The organism is Mesorhizobium sp. M0808 (genome assembly GCF_040320025.1).
Lineage (GTDB): Bacteria > Pseudomonadota > Alphaproteobacteria > Rhizobiales > Rhizobiaceae > Mesorhizobium.
In genome coordinates, this window is record NZ_JAMYOX010000029.1 from 48044 (window position 1) to 67772 (window position 19729).

The window sequence follows — 19729 nt, forward strand, 5'->3', positions numbered from 1 at the left end:
GGGGCCGGGAGCCGTCGGTCTGCTCGGATCAGCGGCTGGCCAAAGCCGACATAGCTTGTTGGAAGCTCCCGAGCAAATGCCGGCTTCCTAATCGCCACGCCCCGAAGCGAACCGTCACAAATCCGCCATCTCAGGCATCACCTTGCAGACGGCCGGTTCGCCTTTTCGACGGCATGGGGTGTATGAAGCACCGGACGCCTCCACCCCTACCTCTGAAAATGCCCCAACCCGTTCTCATTCAGATAGTCCACCGTCATCACCCGCGCGCGAATGCCGCCGGGGGAACCGACGAACTTCACCGATGACAGCGAGCCGGTCGGCGCGTTCTCTCCGCGGGGCGTGAGGGCGTAGGTGTCGCCGTCCCAGTGCTCGAGCGTGAACTGCATGGGCTTTGGGCCGAGTTCGAGCATCAGCTTGTCGCCATCGGCCCGCACGGTGGCGGTGTCGAAATAGTTGCTCGTATATTGGCCCTCGTAGAAGGATGGACTGCGCGCCTTGGCGGGGTTCGTCGGCTTGCCCTTGCCGGCAAGGTCGCCCACCGGCTTGTAGTAGGCCATGAACCGCGGCTTGATGTAGGGATACCAGTCGCGGGTGACCTGGCCATATTGCACGATGTCCATGAAGCTGGCGGCGACCGCCTCGGCGGCGCCGACGGGGGAGCCGTTGGTGAGCACGACGATGCCGACATCGGCCGAGGGCAAGATCTGGAAGGTGGTGCCGGCACCGAGCAGGAAGGCGCCGGAATGGCCCATGGTGGTGCGCCCATTGGCGTTCACCCCCACGTTGAAGCCATAGCCATAGGAACTGGCCCGCGTATCGGGCGTCTCGCCGCGGTAGGTCACGCTCTGTGGTGTGATGGCGGGCTGCAGGATCTTGGGGTCGATCATGGGCTGGCCGTTATAGGTGCCGTCGCCAAGCAGCAGGATCATCCACTTGGCAAGATCCTGGGCGCTGGAGGAGACGCCGCCCGCCGGCGCCTGCTGGTCGGGGTCGCGGTCATAGAGCGGCTCGAACACATTCTCCGCCACGCGCGCATGCAGCAGGGCGCGGTTCTTGCCGGCGGCAATGAAGTCCTCGTGCCGATAGCTGCTCGAGCGCATGCCGAGCGGATCGAACAACAGGCTCTTGGCCAGCGGCTCCCAAGGCTGTTTCTCGGCGTGGGCCACTGCCTCGGCGCCGATCGTCGTGCCGAAATTGGCGTAGTGATAGGAGATGCGGAAGGGATCGAGCGGCACCATCCACAGGCTCCCGACGATCTGCTTGCGCTGGAAGCCGAGATCCTCGAGTTCGTCGCCCGCCGCCATCGGCAGGCCCGAGCGATGGGCGAAGAAATCGCCGATAGTGGCGTTGCCCGAGACATAGTCGAGATTGAGGCGGAAGCCGTCCCAGACCTCGCCGACCGGGGTATCCCAGTTGAAGCTGTGGTCCTTCGTCATGGCGATCGCGGCCACCGTGGCCGAGATCGACTTCGACACCGAGGCGACCTGGAAAATGGTGGTGCTGCTGACCTTAGAAGTGTCGTCCCGGTTGTCGCGAAGGCCATAGCCCTCGTCAAAGATCATTTTGCCGCCATGCACCACCGCCACGGCGAAGCCGGGAACGTCGGATGCTTCCTTGACTTTCTTGACGATGTCCGGCAGCGCGGCCAGCGCCTTCTCGACACCGCCGGGGTACAGCTGCGTAGCATCCTGCGGCGGCGATGGCCCAAGCTCCGGCAGGTAGGACTGCGCGGCTGCCATGGCGGGCAGCATGATAACGAGGGAAAGTACCAGGAGAGCAGCGACCTTCTTCATTGCATGTCCTCAAACTTGCACCGGCAGATGATCGGACCATACGCGGCAAGATGAAAGATGGTTGCGGTTATTTTCCAATGATATGTTTAAGTTCAAAGATCAGACAGAGACGGCGGCTGCGTGTCATGTGATTTCGGAGTGGTGAAGTAGCCGCGTTACCTACGCGCCCGGCAATTGGATGGGCAGGGGTCCTAAGAGGAAACAGGCGGCGAAATGGGTCAATGTATTTCTCTAGGGCTGCCGGTTGGTAGACGCGACGCCGCCGACGCGCATATGATTTTCCACGATCCGTGCACCGGGCACACCCGATCCCCGCCCACACCCTGTGCTTGGTGAATGACTGATCGCCCGCCGAGCCGAAAGGTGCGGCGCGCTTTTTTGCGTTTACGGGTCGCTCATCGCTTGGCAAATGAGCGCAACTAAGCGATGGAGCGCGCCTTTAGGGCGCCAGGCAAGGAAATCATCCACGCTCAGCCAGTTCACCGGATTTGACTCAACATTTGGCCGGCTGAATTCCACATTGCGATGCCGATCGTCAGGCACAAAGACGAGTCGCCACGTTCCCTTTGCGTCGGCGGCGAGGCTGTAGGCGAGGACGGTCATGGCGATCACTCCTTCGCCCCGAGATTGCCTAGTCCGCAGGGCAAATCCATCGCAAGAAGTTGGTATTGACAGCGCTTTTTTGCGTTTGTCGGACGCGATTGACCTGCACTCCCGATCATGAGCGGAATGAGAACATCCAGTTGGGGGCAGGGGGTCGGGAAATGACATTTCAGGCAGTCGCATTGATAGTGACATTGGTCGCCGCAACGCCCAACAATGATTTGCCTCCCAACGCCGTTGAAAGTGTGTGGATGAAGGCTGAGACCGTGATCACCGAAAGCCGCAAGATGAAAGCAAAAGGGATGATGCCGGCGTCCATTGATTGCCGAATCGATAGCATCTCCGGAACCGCAGCGGTTTACTCGATGAAAATCGTCTGGGTGCCAAACGACGCCGGCATTATATGGCGCTTCGGAGTAGGCACGGCCGAAGAAAACTTCAAACTAGAAGAAGGAAATCGGGCGTCAGGTATTCGCAACGTTTGGTCGAAGCAATTGATTGACAAGGCTTCGGGCTGGCACGCCTCGTGTGTGCTTTGGGAGGGGCCTGGCTACAGACGAAATGCCGGATGCCCTTGCGCAGCGCGTAGGTTCTCATCGATTTTGCCATCGACATTTCCGGCATGCCTGCCGGGGACGAGGTCGACAGCTTCATCATCCTGCCGCCGTCAGGCGGGCGGTCGCAATCGGCCCTGCGCGGGGGCTCGAGGCATTCCTGAAGAGCTGTTTTCCCGAATACGATTTTACTGCCAACGGCGACATTTTGCGTTCGACGACGACTACCAGGTGTTGCCGATCTGCGGCATGGGCGACGAGCCGGGCACGCTGCGGGTGCTCGACTATCCCAAGCAATCAGTGATGATGGGCATCGCTGCCGCACTTTAAGGCCTCCAGGCTTAGCCGGCCCCCGGCGCTGAACTAGCTGGACTATTGCTCGACCGGAAGCCGCTCGTGCTGCGGCTCGGCGTGGTGGAACACCTGTCCAAGATCACGCGCGTCGAACGTCTGGCCGCAGACTGGGCAGTAGACAAAGTGCTTCGATTCGTCCTCCACCGCCCCGTCATGCGGCTTGCCTTGGTAGCCCGTCCGGTTGGCCGAACGCGTTTTCGGCAGCGCCGGTGGCGCGGGAGGTTTTCGAGAAACGTGCGAACCCTTGATGGAGGGTGCGAGGTCGCCGGGTCGCCTCAAGCCGCCCCCTGCCTCAGTGCATCGACGATGACCTTGAAGGCGGGCAGATTCTGCCGTCGGCTCGGATAGTAGATGTAGTAGCCCGGAAACTTCGGGCACCAGTCGTCCAGTACCTGGACGAGATTGCCAGATGCGATGTGACGCTCGACGAGGTTCTCCGGCACGAAGGCGATGCCGTACCCCTTCAGAGCCGCATCCACCATGGCGTAGGAGGCGTTGAAGGTGAGCTGCCCGTCCACCCGGACGCGAAGCTCATGACCCTCCTTCTCGAACTCCCAGCCATAGAGCCCGCCGCCACGTGTCTGGCGCATGTTCATGCAGTTGTGTCCAATCAGCTCCTGCGGGTGGCGAGGCGCAGGATGTGAGGCGAAATAGTCGTGCGAGGCGACGGCGACCATCCGCCAGTCAGGACCGATGCGGACCGCGATCATGTCCTTCTCGACACTTTCGCCAAGACGCACCCCAGCGTCGAAGCCATCCTCGACGATGTTGCGCAGCCCGTTGTCGATGCTGAGCTCCAGCTTGATGTCGGGATACGCCGCGAGCGCCGGCCTGAGCTTCGGCCAGACGAGGCTGTCGAACGCGTGATCCGAAAGAGTCAGCCGGATGGTTCCGGCGGGCTTGTCGCGAAACTCCATGAGCGCGGCGATTTCCGCCTCGATTTCCGCAACACGCGGTGCAAGCGCCCGCCCTAGGCGCTCGCCGGCCTCGGTCGTCGCCACGCTGCGGGTCGTGCGCATGAGCAGGCGGATACCCATGCGTGTTTCCAACCGCTTGATCGTGTGGCTGAGTGTGGACTGCGTCATGCCGAGCTTGGCGGCGGCGCGCGTGAAGCTCTTTTCCTCGGCAACGGCCAGGAACCACAAGAGGTCGTTGAAATCTTCCTTGGCCATGTCGCTGCCTCGCACCGATCGGGGAAGATTTATGCTTCCCATCGATCAATGCAAGCGAATTAGCGCCCCTAATCCTCTTGATCGGGAGCAGCTACCCTGCAGGTCCGACAAGCCAACAGCCAGTCGTGTTGGCTTTCCCGCGAACCGAAAGGTGAAGGCCATGGAACTGACCATTAACGGCTCGACATTTCAGGTCGACGTCGAACCAGACACGCCTCTGCTCTGGGTGCTGCGCGATGTGCTGGGCATGACCGGCACAAAATATGGCTGCGGCGTCGCCCAGTGCGGCGCATGCACGGTGCTGATCGATGGACAGGCCACGCGGTCCTGCGTGATGACCGTGGACAGCGTCGTCGGAACGGCGATCACGACGATCGAGGCGATCGAGCAGGACACCGAGGGCCGGAAGGTGGTCGAGGCGTGGGTTGCCAACCAGGTGCCGCAATGCGGCTACTGCCAGTCCGGCCAGGTGATGGCGGCGACGGCGCTGCTCAAGCAGACGCCGCAGCCCACTGAGGACGACATCGCCGGCGCGATGGTGAACCTCTGCCGCTGCGGCACATACAACGCGATCTCGGCTGCCGTCCGGCAGGCCGTCCGGGCGTGAGGAGGCAACCATGAACGACATGACCCCCATCCGGGACCGCTCGTCCACGCGCCGCGAGGAGGGACCGCTCAACATCTCTCGTCGCGGCTTCCTTGGCGGCGCCGCAGCGCTCGTTCTTTCGGTCACCGTGCCGGTCGGACGTGCCAGGGCGCAGGCCGGTACACCATCCGTTGCACCTGGCACGCGAATCGCCGCCTTCCTGGAAATCCGCCCTGATAGCACGGTGCTGTTCCGTAGCGCCTTCATCGAGGGCGGGCAGGGCATCTTTACCGCCATGGCGCAGATCGTCGGCGAAGAGCTGGATCTCGATCCAACGCAGTTCGTCGTGGAAGGAGCGCCTCCCGGTCCTGACTATCTGCTGACCGGCGGCGGCCGTTTTACTGGCGGCAGCATGTCGGTGCGGATGAGCTACGAGACGATGCGCAGGCTTGGCGCATCCGCGCGCCAGATGCTGCTGCAGGCGGCCGCCGAACGACTCGGCGTCCAGCTATCGGAGCTTTCCACGGAACCGGGCCAAGTCGTGCATACCGCGAGCGGTCAAGCAATCCCTTACGGCGAGATTGCCGATGCAGCCGCCGATCTGCCAGTGCCAAACGATATCGTGCTGCGCTCTCCCGACAGCTTTCGCTGGATCGGCAAGCCCGTTCGGCGGCTCGACGCGCGCGACAAGTCCACGGGGCGCGCGCAGTACGCGATCGACCTCAAGGTGGACGGCATGCTTCACGCCGCCGTCCAGCATAGCCCGCGCCTCGGCGGTGAGCCGGGCGCGCTGGCGAATGAGGCGGAGGTGCTCGCCATGCCCGGCGTGCACTCGATTCACCGCTTGCCTGGGGCAGTGGCGGTCGTCGCCGACGGGTGGTGGCGGGCGCGCCGCGCGGTGGAAACTCTGCAGGTGACCTGGACGGAGCCTGCGGCTGCAACGCCTCGCGCCATGCCGGCTGATTTCTCCTCCGAGACCCACAAGGCCATGTTGAAGTCGACACCCGGAGACGGCGTCGCTTTCGAGCAGGAAGGTGACGCCGCGGGTGCCCTTGCAGGTGCGGCCCAGGTCGTGGAGGCGACGTACGACGCGCCCTATCTCGTGCACGGCCAGCTCGAGCCGCCATCGGCGATCGCGCGCTGGAACGAGGGCGGGACTCTCGAGCTTTGGATCCCAAACCAGGCGCCCGAGATGTTCCAGGCCGAGGCTGCAAAGGTCGCGGGCATCGAGCCGGGCAAGGTGATCATCCATTCGCCGATGCTCGGCGGCTTCTTCGGGCGGCACTTCCTTTATCAGACGGCCAACCCGTTCCCGCAGGCGATCCTGCTGGCGAAGGCGGCAGGTCGTCCCGTCAAGCTCATCTGGAGCCGCGAGGAGGAATTCCTGCGCGACACGTTGAGACCAATGGGGGTCGCCCGTTTTCGCGCCGGTCTCGACGCCGACGGTTTGCCGGTCGTTCTGGATGCCGTTGCGGTGGGTGAAGGTCCAACAGGACGTTGGTTCGGCCGCCAGCCGGACAAGGTGGACAGCTCCGCCGTCGAAGGCATCGCGGGCAAAGTCTATGCGATTCCGAACCGGCGCGTCGGCCAGATTCACGTCGACGACCCGGCGATCATCGGCTTCTGGCGGTCGGTCGGTCATTCGATGAACGACTTCTTCTACGAGACGTTCTTCGATGAAATGGCCGACGCAGGTCAGCAGGACCCCTACGAACTGCGGCTGCGGCTTCTCGCGGACAGCCCGCGCCACAGCAATCTTCTGCAGGCAGCCGCCGATCTGTCCGGGGGGTGGAAGCGCGGTCCTTTCGCGGCAGAGGACGGCAGCCGCCGCGCGCGCGGCGTCGCGATGGCCTCGCCCTTCGGCAGCGAGGTGGCGACGATCGCCGAAGTCTCGCTGCGCGACGGCGAGGTCGTCGCGCACCAGATCTGGGTGGCTATCGATCCCGGAAGCATCGTCAATCCGGCCATCATCGAGGCGCAGGTGAACTCGGCGGTCGCACTTGGCCTGTCCTCGGCGCTGCTGGAGGAAGTCGTTTATGTCGACGGCATGCCGCAGGCCCGCAACTTCGACGCCTATCCCATCCTGCCGCCCGACAAGATGCCGCGGGTGCATGTGCGCATCGTCGAAAGCGGTGCGCCGATGGGCGGCATCGGCGAGCCTGGCCTGCCGGGCGTGCCGCCTGCGGTGGTCAATGCCGCCTCGGTGCTCACCGGCCAGCGTATCCGCAGCCTGCCCCTCTCGAAGCTCGACCTGAAAGGCATGAAAGGATGAGGAATTTCGTACTACCTGCCTTGATTGCAGCAACCTGGGCAACGGATTTGTCCGTTGCCCAGGAGGCGAATCCCGGTTCAGGGGAGCGCCTGTTCCGGCAGCGCTGCGGGGCCTGCCACCAGATCGCGACCACCCGGAACGGTGCCGGACCTCACCTGCAGGGTGTGGTCGGCCGCGCCGCCGCCAGCGTCGAAGGCTTCAACTACTCTCCCGCCCTGCGCGACTCAGGCATCACCTGGACGCCCGAGACGCTGGAAACCTACCTCGCGAATCCGACTGCCATGGTGGGCGGCACACGAATGGTTCAGCGCTTCAACAGCGCAGACGAGCGGCACGCCATCATCGAGTTCCTGAGTAGCCTGTAGCGCGGCTCCAAGGCTTGCTTTGGGCCGTACCCCGGATCGAATCGGACCGCCCGGCATTTGCGACTTGCCCGCCGATATCCGTGGCGGCGCTTACATGTCGGTATTCGAACGCATCGTGCTGCCGGCGCTCACTCGCTACAAGCCTGACTTGATTGTCGTACCATCGGGCTTCGATGCCTCAGCGGCCGACCCGCTGGGACGTATGATGCTGCACAGCGGCAGCTACCGCGAGATGACGCGGCTGCTGATGCAGGCGGCGGACGATCTCTGCCGCGGGCGGCTGATGATGTCGCATGAAGGCGGCTATTCGGCTTCCTACGTGCCCTATTGCGGGCTGGCGGTGATGGAGCAATTGTCCGGCATCGAGACTGATATCGATGATCCTTTCCTGCCGGTCTTCGAAGGCTACGCCGGCCAGCCCCTGCAGCCGCATCAGGCGGCCGCCATCGCCAAGGCGGAGGAATTGGTGGGCGGCATCGGATAGCTTTGAGCCGATTGGCATTTCCTGCCGGATTTGCGAACGGACGAATTGTGCAGCGCGCGCCGTGCCGCCGCTCAAGGAGCGGCTGGGGATTGACCATGATCAGCGAGCGGCATTGCCATACCGACTTAACGACAATTGAACTTGCTGAAGGAGAAGGGGTCGGCGCCGGATTCGATGAGCGTCAGGCCACATGGCTGAGAGCGGGGCATTCCGCTCATCTTGAAATAAGTAGGTCCACGGTGGCCAAGGAAACCGCGGGCCTAGTTGTTTGAGAGTGTCGGTGTGTGTCGGGATCAGCTCTTGGGCGTTTTGACCTCCTAGACAATATATCACCGACCGGCTGGTCAGTCGTTGGTCTAGTTGGTCTTCAACTGGCCGACGCGGTTTTCGGCGATCCAGCGCGCGGCGAGCACCAGCGCGCCCATGCTGAAATCCTTGCCATGCTTGGCCACCATTTCTTCCGACAGCTTGGCCAGCCGTTCCAAAAATCCCACGACCGCTATCACGCCTGGGGCGACGATCCGCTGCGTCAGGTCGCAGCCTACAGCCTGGAGGAAGTGACCGAGGCCGTTGACGAAGCCCATCGCAACCAGCTCTATGTCAGCGCTCATGCCATTGGCGAGGCGCCCCGTCAGGCTGGCGCTTGAAGGCGGGATCGATGTCATCGAGCATGGCTACGGCATATCGCCGGAGACACGGGCACTGCTGGTGGCAAAGGGGACGATCGTCGTCTCCACGATCTCGCAACTGTATTTCCATCGCGCGGCCTATGATGCCTATCACTACCCGCAGTGGGAGCGGGAGGTTTACGAGCGCCACTGGGCGGCAATGCAGCGCGATTTTCCGCTGGGTCTCGCGGCCGGCGTGCGGTACGCGCTCGGTACCGATCTGATTGGTGGGCCGACACATCCGTTGCATGAGGCGGCGACGGAATTCCGGCTCGCGGTCGAGTGGGGCATGAGCAAGCACGAGGCGCTGCTCGCACGAACGATCGTAGCTGCCGAAGCGCTCGACCTCGCATCGGAAACAGGCAGCATCGAGGTGGGCAAGGCCGCCGACATCATCGCGGTCGATGGCAATCCCTTGCTCGATGTCACGACCCTCAAGAAGCCGATCCTGGTGATGAAGTTGGGACGCTTTGCCAGGCAACCACTGCCTGTCTGATCGACGAGGACGAGAACGGCGGGCGGGGACCGGTGTTCTCGCCGTCCCCGGCGAAGGCTCGTTCTATTGACGGATGCCGAGCACCTCACCGAGCGCGAGATCGCGGATCTTGCCCTGCTCCCTGAAGATGATTTCGGTCAGGGACTCGGCATTGTCACGGATATTTGCCGCAATCGCCTTCACATATCCGGCGCGCTCGATTGGCGGCAGTGCCGCCCATGCTGGCTGCGCCTTGCGGGCTGCTGCAACCTCATCGACAGTTGCGGCCGACGCGTGGGGGATGTCGGCAATCCGCTCCTCGGTTGCTGGATTGAAAACCTCGATTCGGCTCGCCGCATCGGCATCTTCGACGAAACGCCCATTGATGAAATGCTTATAGATGTCATGGAAATCCTCCCTTCGAGCTTGGCTTCAGGCGACGGGCATACGTGCGACGATCTTGCCTGACACTTCGCGGCGGCGAAGGCGTCCAAGCGCGTCGGGTATGGCAGCGAAGTCGATCACTTCCTCAACCATCGGATCGAGTTGACCGGCCGCAAGCCGCCTCATCAGCTCATCGCCAATCGTCTTGAAATCACGCTGGGTCGGCAGATGACCGGAGAAATACGCGCCGCCCAACGCCACCTCGTGCACGGATGCCGCGTATATGGCGGCACATTCGCCATGACCGGCAGCGGATCGATCGACAGGAGTTGGCCGTTGTAGTGGATGAAGCCCAAAGACTTGAGCGCGTCGCCGGGATTGGCCACCTCAAGCATGATGTCGATGCTGTAGCTGCCTTCCGCTTCAGCCCGAACCTTGGCCACCAGATCGGCGTCCCGATAGTCGAAGACGATTTCGGCGCCGAGCTTGCGAACCGCATCGTGGTGCTCGGGCTTGGCAAGCGCGACAATCCTGGTTCCAGCCTGGCGCGCAAGCTGGACAGCGAACCCGCCGACACCGCCATTGGCGCCCTGGATTAGGATGGCCTGACCCGCCGCGAGCCGTGCCTTGCGAACAGTGCCTGGTAGGCCGTGTATCCCGCGCAGGGGATCGCGGCGGCATCCACGATGGCCTGGCACATCTGGCCGAGGTCGGCTTCTACCGAGAGGTTCGGGTCAAAGGTTTTGACAGCATGTTGATTCGCACTCTGATCACCGCGCGGCGCCAGCTTCTCAAGATGCGTTTGCAGATATCCAACCAGATCCGCGGATTGATGAAGACGTTCGGCCTTGTTGTGCCCAAAGGGGCCGGCAGCGTGTTCGAGCGCAACGTTCGCAACCTTCTGCAGGGCGAGGAAAAGCTGGCGCGGATCGTCGTGCCAATGCTTCGGGCCTGGAGTGATATCCGACACCAGACAGCAGAGCTGACCAAGCAGTTGGCCGCGATGGCGCATAACGACCAGCACTGCCGACTGCTCATGTCAGTGCCCGGTGTAGGCACCGTCACAGCCACCGCCTTTGCAGCAGCCGTGGAGGATCCGGCGAACTTCAGGAACTCTCGCTCCGTGGGCGCATGGGTGGGCCTGACGCCAAGGCGCTACCAGTCCGGCGAGGTCGATCATGACGGCCATATCTCGCGCCGTGGCGACAATCAGTTGCGCGGACTGCTATACGAGGCGGCCGCGGTCATTCTGAACCGGTCGACGGATACCAGCACCCTGCGAACCTGGGCGTTGGAGCTCAAAGAACGGCTCGGCTTCAAGCGAGCGGCCGTGGCCCTGGCGCGCAAGCTGGCAGTGATCATGCATGCGATGCTCCGGACGGGCGAGCTATTCGATCCGCACGGAGGAATACCCGCCGCCGCCTGATCTGCATATGCCTGCGACGATTTCTTCACTCAACCGATAGCGTTCTTCCAGGACGCACCGAGCCGTCCCTGCCGGGACGTGGCTGAGATCATTCCGCGAAGCGGGAAGCAACCGAAGCAACTGCCTCCTTAGCAGAGTGCGTAACGAACATAGGAAGATCTCACCAGCGAAACTCATCCTGCGGCGATCAGCTTTGCATCGACCGCGTAGACGACCCTGTACCCGGCATGCGAACGAGCATCGGCAAAAAGGACGGCCGCCTTGCACTCACCCCTTGACGGTCGAGCGATTAGACGACCCGCTGCGCGGGATGGGCGCATGGGGTGAGGTAGAGATCACGAACCGGTCATTCCGGATGACAGGTTGCGTGAAGCGGTCCGCGTGGTGCTGGGTGGCGCAAGAAGGATGGTTCAGTCGAAGAAGCCTGCATCCTCTTCCCGGAGATACTTCCTGGCTGCTTCGGCGTCGATGTCGAGGCCCAGCCCCGGCGCTTCCAGCAAGTCCACCATGCTGTCCTTCACGATCTGCGACGGCAGGCCGATTACGAGGTCCTCCCACCAGGGGTCGGAGGCGCTCGGGTATTCGAAGGCAATGAAGTTGGCGGGCAGGGTGGCGCAGACATTGATCAGCGCGCCGAGGCCGAGAAGGCCGTTCGCGGTGCCGTGCGGTGCCATCAGGATCGAGTGCATACAGGCGTGCTCGGCGACCCATTTGAGCTCGGCAATGCCGCCAATATCGGCCGGATCGGGGCCGATGACCCGCACCGCCTGCGTTTCGATCAGCTCCTTGAAATTGTGCCGCAGGTATATCTGCTCGCCGGTATGAATTGGCGTCGAGGTGGCGGTGGTCAGCTCCCGATAGGCCTGCGGATTGACCCACGGCACATAGTCGCCGGTCAGCATGTCCTCGAGCCACATCAAATTGTACTTCTCGACCGCGCGAGCGAACTTGATCGCATCGGACAGCATCCAGCCCGGGCCGCAGTCGAGCGCCAGGCTGACCTTGTCGCCCAGCACTTCCTTCATCGCGATCACGCAGTCGAGCATGTGGTTGAAACCGCGCTCGCTGATGACGCCCTGATCCATGGCACCGTGGTAGCCAGCCTTATTCTGCTTCACGCCGTAATGGAAGTCCTCGATGGTATCCTTCATGTTGGAGTGGAACGAGATCCCTTGCTTGATCATGAAGAAATTCTGCGGCTGCTCCATCATCCATTTCACGTCAGCGGCGTAATCCTCCGGCCGGTCCCCCGTTCGCTTCTGGCGGATCGAGCCGTTATAGACGCGCACCTTGTCGCGCACCTTGCCGCCGAGCAGTTTGTAGGCCGGCACGCCTGCAGCCTTGCCGGCAATGTCCCACAGCGCATGCTCGATAGCGCTTACCGCCGCGCCATAGGGCTTGAAAGAGCCGCGTTGGCGGATCTTCAGCATCACCCGCTCGACGTCGGTCGGGTCCTCGCCGATCAGCGCCTCGCGGAAATGCAGCACCCAGGGTTTGAGGTAGGTCTTGGTGAACTCGACTTCGCCAAGGCCATAGAGGCCCTCGTCGGTAACGATGCGGACGATGGGATGTTTGCCGATCACGGCGCAGCGGAGGTCGGTGATCTTCATCTTCGGTGCTTTTCGCCTCAGCTCCAGGTGCGGTCCCAGGAATACTCGTTGTCCCAATGATCCGTAGGCTGCCAGATGCCGGTGACACCCGGCTGCAGATGCTTCGAGATCACCTCGTCGACGACGTCGTCAATCCCCAGACCCGGTCTGTCCGGAACAGTGATAAAGCCGTCCTTCACGAGCGGCTTGGAAACGCCGGCGACGATATCGTCCCACCAGTCGACATCGGCAGAGTGGTATTCGAGCGCCATGAAGTTTTCGGTCGCGGTCGCGACATGTGCCGCGGCCATTGCGGCGATTGGACTTTCGGCCATATGGATGGCCATTGCGACGCCGTGGTCCTGGGCCATGTCGCCGATCTTCTTGGTCTCGAGGATGCCCCCGCTGGTGAGCAGGTCCGGGTGGATAATGGAGAGGCCGCCGCTCTTGAGCAGAGGCTCGAAGCCTTCCTTAAGGTAGATGTCCTCGCCGGTGCAGATCGGCACCGTCGTGGCGCCCTGCAGTTGCCGGAACTGCTCGGTGTACTGCCATGGGATCACATCCTCGAGCCAGGCCGGCACGTATTTTTCAATCCGCCTGGCGAGCCGAATGCCGTCCTGCAGCGAGATGTGGCCGACATGGTCAATGGCGAGCGGAATATCCATGCCGATAACATCGCGAACCTCGGCAATGTACTGTTCAAGCAGGTCGAGGCCCTTGTCGGAAAAGTGGAGGCCGGTAAACGGATGGGGGACGTTATGCGAATCGTAAGCGGCATTGCGGGCGCGCCGCTCCTCCATGGTCTTGACCGGGCCGCGGCCGGGATGGATGCGGTACCCTTCAAGTGAACCGGCAGGGGAGACGACCGCACCGGGTACATCCGCGATCTGCATCAGCCCCAGATCCATCTTGAGGAAGGTGAAGCCGAGCGCCATGCGCTGCTTGAGGCGCTTGCCGGTCTCGGTGCCGCTCGGCACGGTAGCGTCGGTGTCGCAATAGACGCGCACCTTCTCCCGAAACCGGCCGCCGAGCATCTGGTAGATGGGAACGCCATAGGCCTTGCCGGCGAGATCCCACAACGCGATCTCGACCGCCGAGACGCCGCCGCCTTGCCGGCCATGGCCACCGAACTGCTTGATCCGGCGAAACAGGCGGTCGATGTCGCAAGGGTTCTCGCCAAGCAGCCGGCTCTTCAGCATCAGCGCGTAGGTGGCACTGGCGCCGTCGCGCACCTCGCCAAGCCCGACGATGCCCTGGTTGGTGTAAATCTTGAGCAGGGTCGAGGTGAACGGCGCGCCGACGATTTCGGCTACCCGCATGTCGGTGATACGAAGCTGGGATGGCTTGGAGTTCGCGTTTACCCGATTGAGCGCTTCGTCGGCGCCACCTGTCTTTGCCATGACTTATCCTCGTTTTCGGCTTGTCGTCCCGCACCCTGGGCCGGCATAGAGTGTTGCTAGCCCAGCTCAATCTCGTGGGCCTGCAAGTAGTCGCGGTCCATCTCAATACCGAGACCAGGCTTCGACGTCAGCTTGAGGCTGCCGTTCGAAACGTCGAGTGGTCTGTCGATCAGGTGATCGTATTTGCCCAGGTTCCATTCCGATGTTTCGAGTTTGTAGAAGTTGGGAACGGTCATCATCACCTGCGCTCCCGCAACCACGTTGATCGGTCCCGCGGCGTCATGTGGCGAGACCGGCACGTAGTAGGCTTCGCACAGCGCAGAAATCTTCTTGAGTTCGGTAATGCCGCCGGTCCAGGTAACGTCGGGCATGATGTAGTCGGCGAGCCTGTTCTCGAGTACCGGCACGAAATCCCACTTCGTGTGGCCGCGCTCGCCCCACGAGATGGCGGTATTGACCTTCTCACGCACCTGCTTGAGGGCGTTAAGGCTCTCGGGCGGGCAGGGCTCCTCAAACCAGTCGATCTGGCCGGCCTCCTCGAGGCTCCGACACAGGCGAATGGCGGTGGGGACATCGAAGCGGCCGTGCGCATCGATGAGAATGTCGACATCGGGTCCTGCCGTTTCGCGGATCAGAGCCGTGAGTTCGGCGGCTTCGCGCTCGTCCTTGCGAGTCATGCTGCCATCGAGGTAGCCGTCTCGCTGTTCGCGGGGCAGGCCATCGGCGCTGCGGCCCTGGTGGGGGTAGGGATCGAACTTGAGCGCAGTGTGTCCGGACTCGACAATGTCAAGAATTTCGCGGACCACAGCCTCCTTGCTGGTGAATTTGGCCTGGTTGGGATGGGTGTAGAGCGCGATTTCATCGCGTACCGGCCCGCCAAGCAGCTCGTAAATCGGCTTGCCGAGGACTTTGCCCCGGATGTCCCAGAGGGCAATATCGATGGCGCTCACGCATTCGACGGCGGCGCCGCGGCTTCCCATGTAGGTGAAGCTGCGGAAGATCTTGTGCCAGAGATGCTCGATATGCGCCGGATCCTCGCCTGTCACGGCGACGCCGATCTGCCGCAGGATCGTGCAGAGGGCGCGGTTGGCGAGCCTTGTCGTGGTGGTGATCTCTCCCCAGCCACTCACTCCCTCGTCGGTCGTCACTTCGACGAACAGGAACTCTCCCCAGTAGGAAGCATCGGACTTGATCAGCCACGGCCGAATGCTCGTGATTTTCATCTCAACTACCTTTGCCTGAAAATGGTCAGCTAACGATGTTCTGGACTGGACATTCTATCCGGCCCGAGCGGCGTTGCGCGCTCGCATCTGTTCGAGAATATGCCGGCCCGAACCCTCGACATGGCGGGAAACGAGTTCGGCCGCCTTGTCGGCCTCTCCCGCCTTCACAAGCGCGATGAGTTCGCGGTGCTCGCGCATGATCGCGGCACGTCGCGCCAGCGTGAAATTGAAACGACGGCTCACGGCTCGCAGCACTTCGCGATGCTTCCACCAAAGCTCGGCGGCGTGGCGGTTGTAGTGCCGCTGGTACATCACGGTGTGGAAAGCGGTATCCAGCTCACTATGCCTGAATGTGTCGGCGAAATTGTTCTCTTCGATCAGGCCTTGGAGACGTTCGAGTTCGGCGATGTCCTCGCCGGTAGCCATATTCACAAACCATCGTGTCAGGGCTGGCTCGATCAGAACACCGATCTCGTAGATATCCCGGACAAAATCTTGATCAATGGGTCGGACGCGCGCCCCGCGGTTGGCGACAAAGGTGACAAACCCTTCGCCGCGCAACAACTGCAGGGCCTCGCGCACAGGATTGGTCGAAGTGCCGTGACGCCGGGCGAGATCGGTGACGACAAGCCGTTCGTTGGCGGCGAGCCGTCCCTCGATGATATCTTCTCTGATCAATTCATAAAGCGAGGCGCCCTCGCTGGAGGCCCCGATGGGATCGGTCCCCACCGGTGGCATCGCTTTGAAATCGCTTATTTCGGCCAAGGCCGGCTCCCCAATTTAATACATACTTTGCCCGGTATCACACACGGCTTTCGCAAACAATGTACGATCTGGCGCGTTGACAGGCAATCCATGATCTGAAAACGTACCAAGCGATCGAGAGGATACACTGAGTTGAAAGAGGCATCCTCGCGATCGAAACGAGCAAGGACCGCTTTAGGGCGGCATGGGAGAACCAGGGAGGATACCTATGACGAGAATTGCGCTCGGCAGTGCCGTCCTGCGCGGCACTGTCGCCACTGCTTTGATGGCATCCCTGACGTCTACTTCGGCGCTGGGTGCGCCACCGGTCGACCTGAGCAAGTGGTCGCCGGAATATGTGCGCTCGATTGCGGGCACACAGGATTTTGACACGGCTGCCGATTGCGCCAAGGTTACCCCGCTCGACTACAAGGGGCGACTGACTTTCTGGTATCAGGGCGTGTTCGAGGGCGACCCCGACCTCCTGCGCCAGTACTACAAGGATTTCTTCGAGACCTTCCGCAAGACATATCCGAACATCCAGCTCGAGGAACAAGCCCTCACCTATAACGACCTTCTCGACAAGTTCCGCACGGCGCTCCTGGGCAATGCCGCGCCGATGGCGGTCCGCCTGCAAATCCTGGGTGGTACCGAGTTCGCCTCAAAGGGCTATCTGCAGCCGCTCAAGCCAGAGGATGTGGGGTATTCGACCGAGGATTTCTGGCCCGGCGCCATGAAGGCCGTGACCTGGGAGGGCGTGACCTACGGCATTCCGACCAACAACGAGACGATGGCGTTCATCTGGAACGCCGACATCTTCAAGCGTGCGGGCCTCGATCCGGACAAGGCTCCGGCAACCTGGGAAGATGTCGTCAAATATTCCAAGCAGATCCACGACAAGCTCGGCATTGCCGGCTACGGCCTCGTGGCGCGCAAGAATGCCGGCAATACGCCGTACCGTTTCATGCCACAGCTGTGGGCCTATGGCGGCGGCGTCTTCGACGAAGCCACCGCGAATCCGACCTATGAGCAGGTCCAGCTCGATAGCCCGCAGAGCAAGGCGGCGCTGCAAGCCTCCTACGACATGTATGTTCGCGACAAGTCGGTTCCGGTTTCGGCGCTCACCAACCAGCAGGCCGATAACCAGCCCCTGTTCGTCGCCGGCCAGCTCGGCATGATGATCTCGCACCCGTCCGATTACAACGTCATGCTCGACCTGCAGAAAAAGGCGACGGGCACCGACAAGGACAAGGCGCAGACGGTCATCGACAACATGCGCTACGGCCTGATTCCAACTGGCCCCGACGGCAAGCGCGCCGTCGTGTTCGGCGGCTCTAACATTCACATCCTGAAGCCCGAATATGTCGAGGGCGGCAAGGTAGACGAGCCTGCTGCAAAGGCTATCATCTGCATGTGGACGAGCCCTGAGTGGTCGCTGAAGATGGCCTACGCCGGATCAAACCCAGGCAACCTTAACGGCTTCAAAACCAAGTGGATGAAGGAACGTCTGGACAACATCAAGTTCCTGGATGTCACGACCTCGATGCTGCCATACGGCATTCCGTTCCCAGCGCTGCCGCAGGCCCCCGAGATCATGAACATCATCATCCCGGACATGCTGCAGAATGCCCTGACCGGAGCGATGACCGTCGACGAGGCAGCGGAGGACGCGGCCAAGAAGGTAAAAGACGTGATGGGCGGACTCTAGTCCAAGCCTGACCTACGACCTGACCGGCTGCGCCGCTGGCGCAGCCGCCTCGTTCCGAAGAATAAGGGCACGCCACAAGTGACGATCGTGACCGGCAAGGCCGAGGCTCGCCGAAGATTGCAACCCGGTTGGTCCGGCACGCTGCGGAAGATCTGGGAGCATCGCGCGGACTACGCGTATGTGCTCCCGGCGATCGCCGTGATGCTCATCGTCATCGCCTATCCGATCTACTACACGGTCGAGCTGTCGTTCTTTAAGACACCGCCTGGTCTGCAGCTCCGCGACAAGACCTTCATCGGCTTCGACAACTACACGACGATCCTCACCAGTCAGGTGTTCTGGAAGGTCACCTGGAACACACTGATCTGGACGCTGGGGTCCACTTTCATCTCCTTTGTCCTGGGGTTTGCAACGGCGCTGGCGCTCCACCGCGACTTCATCGGCCGTGGTGTCTTGCGCGCTATCCTGATCATCCCTTGGGTCATCAGCGCAGTGGCCGCCTCCTATATCTGGAAGTGGATCTACCATTCGGACTTCGGGATCATCGGCGCGGTGCTGGTCGGCCTCGGATTGGCCGACCAGCCGCCGAATTTCATCGACAATGTCAGCACGGTGCTGCCCTCCCTGATCGTCGTCAATATCTGGCGCGAGTTTCCGTTTGCCATGATCATGATGATGGCCGGCCTGCAGACAGTCCCCGACCAATTGCTACGCGCCGCAAAAGTCGATGGTGCCAATGCATGGCAGCGCTTTTGGCACGTCACCTTTCCGCACTTGCGCAACGTCTCGGTGGTGACGATGCTGCTGCTCGCGGTGGCCAACTTCAATTCCTTCATCATCCCCTGGATCATGACCGGCGGCGGGCCGTCGAACGCATCGCATATCTGGATAACCCACATTTATGAGCTCGCCTTCGGACGGCAGCGCTGGGGGGTGGCATCGGCTTATTCGGTGCTCCTGTTCCTCACGCTGATGACGCTGGGCTACTTCTACGTCCGTGCGTTAAGCGGCAACGAGCCGAAAGAGGGGAGCGCATGAGCACGATTGCCGAGACAGCCCCTCGAGCCCAGACCCGTCGCCGCATGCGCGTCGACGGATGGCGGTGGGCCGGGCGCATATTCCTCGTGTTCATGCTGCTTTATACCGCGTTGCCGATGATCTGGATGCTGATCACCTCGATCAAGTCCGGATTCGCGGCGACGCAATTCCCGCCGCAATGGTGGCCGGACGAACCTACCCTCGCCAGCTATCAGAAACTGCTCGATCCGCAGAACAGCGTCGGCCAGGACTTCCTCCGCTTCTTCTGGAACAGCCTTTTCGTGTCGACCGTCACGACAATCCTTTCGGTGATCGTGGCTGTCCCAGCGGCCTACGCGTTTTCGCGCTTCAGTTTCCCCGGCCGGAATTTCCTGTTCTTTGCCGTGCTGCTGCGCAATATGTTCCCGGCGGTGATCTTTCTCGTGCCACTCTTCATCCTGATGCGCGCGATCGGTCTGATAAACACGCATGGCTCACTGATACTCACCTATCTCACCTTTGGCCTGCCGCTGGCGATCTGGCTGCTCAAGGGCTTTTACGACAATATCCCGGTGCAGCTTGAGCAGGCGGCGCGCATCGATGGCGCAACACGGTTCCAGGCCTTCATCATGATCGTGATGCCGCTCTCGACTCCGGGGATCATCGCCACCGCAATCTATTCCTTCATCGGCGCGTGGAACGAGTACATCTACGCCTACACCTTCCTCTCCAAGAACGAGCAGTTGACCCTGCCGGTCGGCATCCAACGCTTCTTCTCGGAAAATACGACGGACTTTCCGGGCCTGATGGCGGCCAGCTTCATAATGAGTGTGCCCGTCGTGGTGTTGTTCCTGGTCCTGCAACGATACTTTGTACGCGCCCTTACGGAAGGCGCGGTCAAGCACTAGGGAG

The 19729-nt window shown here is 61.9% G+C and carries 21 protein-coding genes and 2 pseudogenes; 11 read left to right on the plus strand and 12 right to left on the minus strand.

Annotated elements, in window-relative coordinates; all coding sequences use genetic code 11:
• Positions 1-206: 206 nt before the first annotated feature.
• Both NKI25_RS26020 and NKI25_RS26025 read right to left on the minus strand, forming a co-directional pair.
• Positions 207-1793, minus strand: a complete 1587-nt coding sequence (locus tag NKI25_RS26020) for a serine hydrolase (RefSeq protein ID WP_352708042.1) — start codon at positions 1791-1793, stop codon at positions 207-209.
• 384 nt (positions 1794-2177) lie between these two features.
• Positions 2178-2396, minus strand: a complete 219-nt coding sequence (locus NKI25_RS26025) for a hypothetical protein (protein ID WP_352623737.1) — start codon at positions 2394-2396, stop codon at positions 2178-2180.
• A 161-nt stretch (positions 2397-2557) separates the two neighbouring features.
• On the opposite strand from NKI25_RS26025, the gene NKI25_RS26030 reads away from it, so the two are divergent.
• The gene (locus NKI25_RS26030) at positions 2558-3280 is read left to right on the plus strand and encodes a hypothetical protein (protein ID WP_352999740.1); all 723 of its coding nucleotides are present in this window, start codon (positions 2558-2560) and stop codon (positions 3278-3280) included.
• 42 nt (positions 3281-3322) lie between these two features.
• On the opposite strand, the gene NKI25_RS26035 is transcribed toward NKI25_RS26030, so the two are convergent.
• Positions 3323-3583, minus strand: a complete 261-nt coding sequence (locus tag NKI25_RS26035; RefSeq protein ID WP_352641576.1) for a hypothetical protein — start codon at positions 3581-3583, stop codon at positions 3323-3325.
• Positions 3580-4476 carry a LysR family transcriptional regulator gene (locus NKI25_RS26040; RefSeq protein WP_352708035.1) on the minus strand — a complete coding sequence of 299 codons (897 nt, stop codon included), beginning with the start codon at positions 4474-4476 and terminating at the stop codon, positions 3580-3582. The genes NKI25_RS26035 and NKI25_RS26040 overlap by 4 nt, the downstream gene beginning before the upstream one ends.
• Positions 4477-4636: 160 nt before the next feature.
• Between NKI25_RS26040 and NKI25_RS26045 the strand changes: the two genes are divergently transcribed.
• The 5 genes and pseudogenes from NKI25_RS26045 to NKI25_RS26065 all read left to right on the plus strand — a co-directional run.
• Entirely contained in the window at positions 4637-5083 is a 447-nt protein-coding gene (locus tag NKI25_RS26045; protein WP_352623742.1) for a (2Fe-2S)-binding protein, read from the plus strand.
• A gap of 10 nt (positions 5084-5093) precedes the next feature.
• Complete coding sequence (locus NKI25_RS26050; protein WP_352623744.1) at positions 5094-7334, plus strand: xanthine dehydrogenase family protein molybdopterin-binding subunit; 2241 nt, start codon at positions 5094-5096, stop codon at positions 7332-7334.
• On the plus strand, positions 7331-7699 hold the full coding sequence (locus NKI25_RS26055; protein ID WP_352623746.1) for a c-type cytochrome: 369 nt from the start codon (positions 7331-7333) through the stop codon (positions 7697-7699). The genes NKI25_RS26050 and NKI25_RS26055 overlap by 4 nt, the downstream gene beginning before the upstream one ends.
• Positions 7700-7763: 64 nt before the next feature.
• Complete coding sequence (locus tag NKI25_RS26060) at positions 7764-8183, plus strand: arginase family protein (protein WP_352999743.1); 420 nt, start codon at positions 7764-7766, stop codon at positions 8181-8183.
• Positions 8182-8322: pseudogene (locus tag NKI25_RS26065) on the plus strand (short-chain fatty acyl-CoA regulator family protein); the annotation flags it as partial. The gene NKI25_RS26060 and the pseudogene NKI25_RS26065, both read left to right, overlap by 2 nt.
• A 217-nt stretch (positions 8323-8539) precedes the next feature.
• Here the strand turns inward: NKI25_RS26065 and NKI25_RS26070 are convergent.
• On the minus strand, positions 8540-8767 hold the full coding sequence (locus NKI25_RS26070) for a hypothetical protein (protein ID WP_352785510.1): 228 nt from the start codon (positions 8765-8767) through the stop codon (positions 8540-8542).
• 13 nt (positions 8768-8780) lie between these two features.
• Here NKI25_RS26070 and NKI25_RS26075 point away from each other — a divergent pair, with 13 nt between their 5' ends.
• Positions 8781-9347, plus strand: coding sequence for an amidohydrolase family protein (locus tag NKI25_RS26075; RefSeq protein ID WP_352999745.1), 567 nt, complete (start codon positions 8781-8783; stop codon positions 9345-9347).
• Positions 9348-9410: 63 nt separating this feature from the next.
• Here the strand turns inward: NKI25_RS26075 and NKI25_RS26080 are convergent, their stop codons facing one another.
• From NKI25_RS26080 to NKI25_RS26090, 3 genes are read right to left on the minus strand one after another with little or no spacing between them, the layout of a single operon-like run.
• Entirely contained in the window at positions 9411-9728 is a 318-nt protein-coding gene (locus NKI25_RS26080; RefSeq protein WP_352786250.1) for an aldehyde dehydrogenase family protein, read from the minus strand.
• A 30-nt stretch (positions 9729-9758) separates the two neighbouring features.
• On the minus strand, positions 9759-9965 hold the full coding sequence (locus tag NKI25_RS26085; RefSeq protein WP_352623754.1) for a zinc-binding dehydrogenase: 207 nt from the start codon (positions 9963-9965) through the stop codon (positions 9759-9761).
• Positions 9896-10408 carry a zinc-binding dehydrogenase gene (locus NKI25_RS26090; RefSeq protein WP_352999747.1) on the minus strand — a complete coding sequence of 171 codons (513 nt, stop codon included), beginning with the start codon at positions 10406-10408 and terminating at the stop codon, positions 9896-9898. Before NKI25_RS26090 ends, NKI25_RS26085 begins: the two co-directional genes overlap by 70 nt.
• Between NKI25_RS26090 and NKI25_RS26095 the strand changes: the two are divergent.
• A pseudogene (locus tag NKI25_RS26095) lies at positions 10396-11136 on the plus strand (IS110 family RNA-guided transposase); the annotation flags it as partial. The gene NKI25_RS26090 and the pseudogene NKI25_RS26095 sit on opposite strands and share 13 nt — an antisense overlap.
• Positions 11137-11546: 410 nt before the next feature.
• Here the strand turns inward: NKI25_RS26095 and NKI25_RS26100 are convergent.
• The 4 genes from NKI25_RS26100 to NKI25_RS26115 are packed head-to-tail and all read right to left on the minus strand — an operon-like array spanning position 11547 to position 16113.
• Positions 11547-12746: a mandelate racemase/muconate lactonizing enzyme family protein gene (locus tag NKI25_RS26100; RefSeq protein WP_352623758.1), complete on the minus strand. Its 1200-nt coding sequence runs from the start codon at positions 12744-12746 to the stop codon at positions 11547-11549.
• A 17-nt stretch (positions 12747-12763) separates the two neighbouring features.
• Positions 12764-14125, minus strand: coding sequence for a mandelate racemase/muconate lactonizing enzyme family protein (locus NKI25_RS26105; RefSeq protein WP_352999749.1), 1362 nt, complete (start codon positions 14123-14125; stop codon positions 12764-12766).
• A 56-nt stretch (positions 14126-14181) separates the two neighbouring features.
• Positions 14182-15348: a mandelate racemase/muconate lactonizing enzyme family protein gene (locus tag NKI25_RS26110; RefSeq protein WP_352623762.1), complete on the minus strand. Its 1167-nt coding sequence runs from the start codon at positions 15346-15348 to the stop codon at positions 14182-14184.
• Between the two features lie 54 nt (positions 15349-15402).
• On the minus strand, positions 15403-16113 hold the full coding sequence (locus tag NKI25_RS26115) for a GntR family transcriptional regulator (protein WP_023679253.1): 711 nt from the start codon (positions 16111-16113) through the stop codon (positions 15403-15405).
• A 208-nt stretch (positions 16114-16321) separates the two neighbouring features.
• Between NKI25_RS26115 and NKI25_RS26120 the strand changes: the two genes are divergently transcribed.
• From NKI25_RS26120 to NKI25_RS26130, 3 genes are all read left to right on the plus strand, one after another.
• Positions 16322-17800 carry an ABC transporter substrate-binding protein gene (locus NKI25_RS26120; protein WP_352708028.1) on the plus strand — a complete coding sequence of 493 codons (1479 nt, stop codon included), beginning with the start codon at positions 16322-16324 and terminating at the stop codon, positions 17798-17800.
• Between the two features lie 78 nt (positions 17801-17878).
• Entirely contained in the window at positions 17879-18838 is a 960-nt protein-coding gene (locus NKI25_RS26125) for a carbohydrate ABC transporter permease (RefSeq protein WP_352786143.1), read from the plus strand.
• Entirely contained in the window at positions 18835-19725 is an 891-nt protein-coding gene (locus NKI25_RS26130; RefSeq protein ID WP_352708026.1) for a carbohydrate ABC transporter permease, read from the plus strand. Before NKI25_RS26125 ends, NKI25_RS26130 begins: the two co-directional genes overlap by 4 nt.
• Positions 19726-19729: the final 4 nt, after the last annotated feature.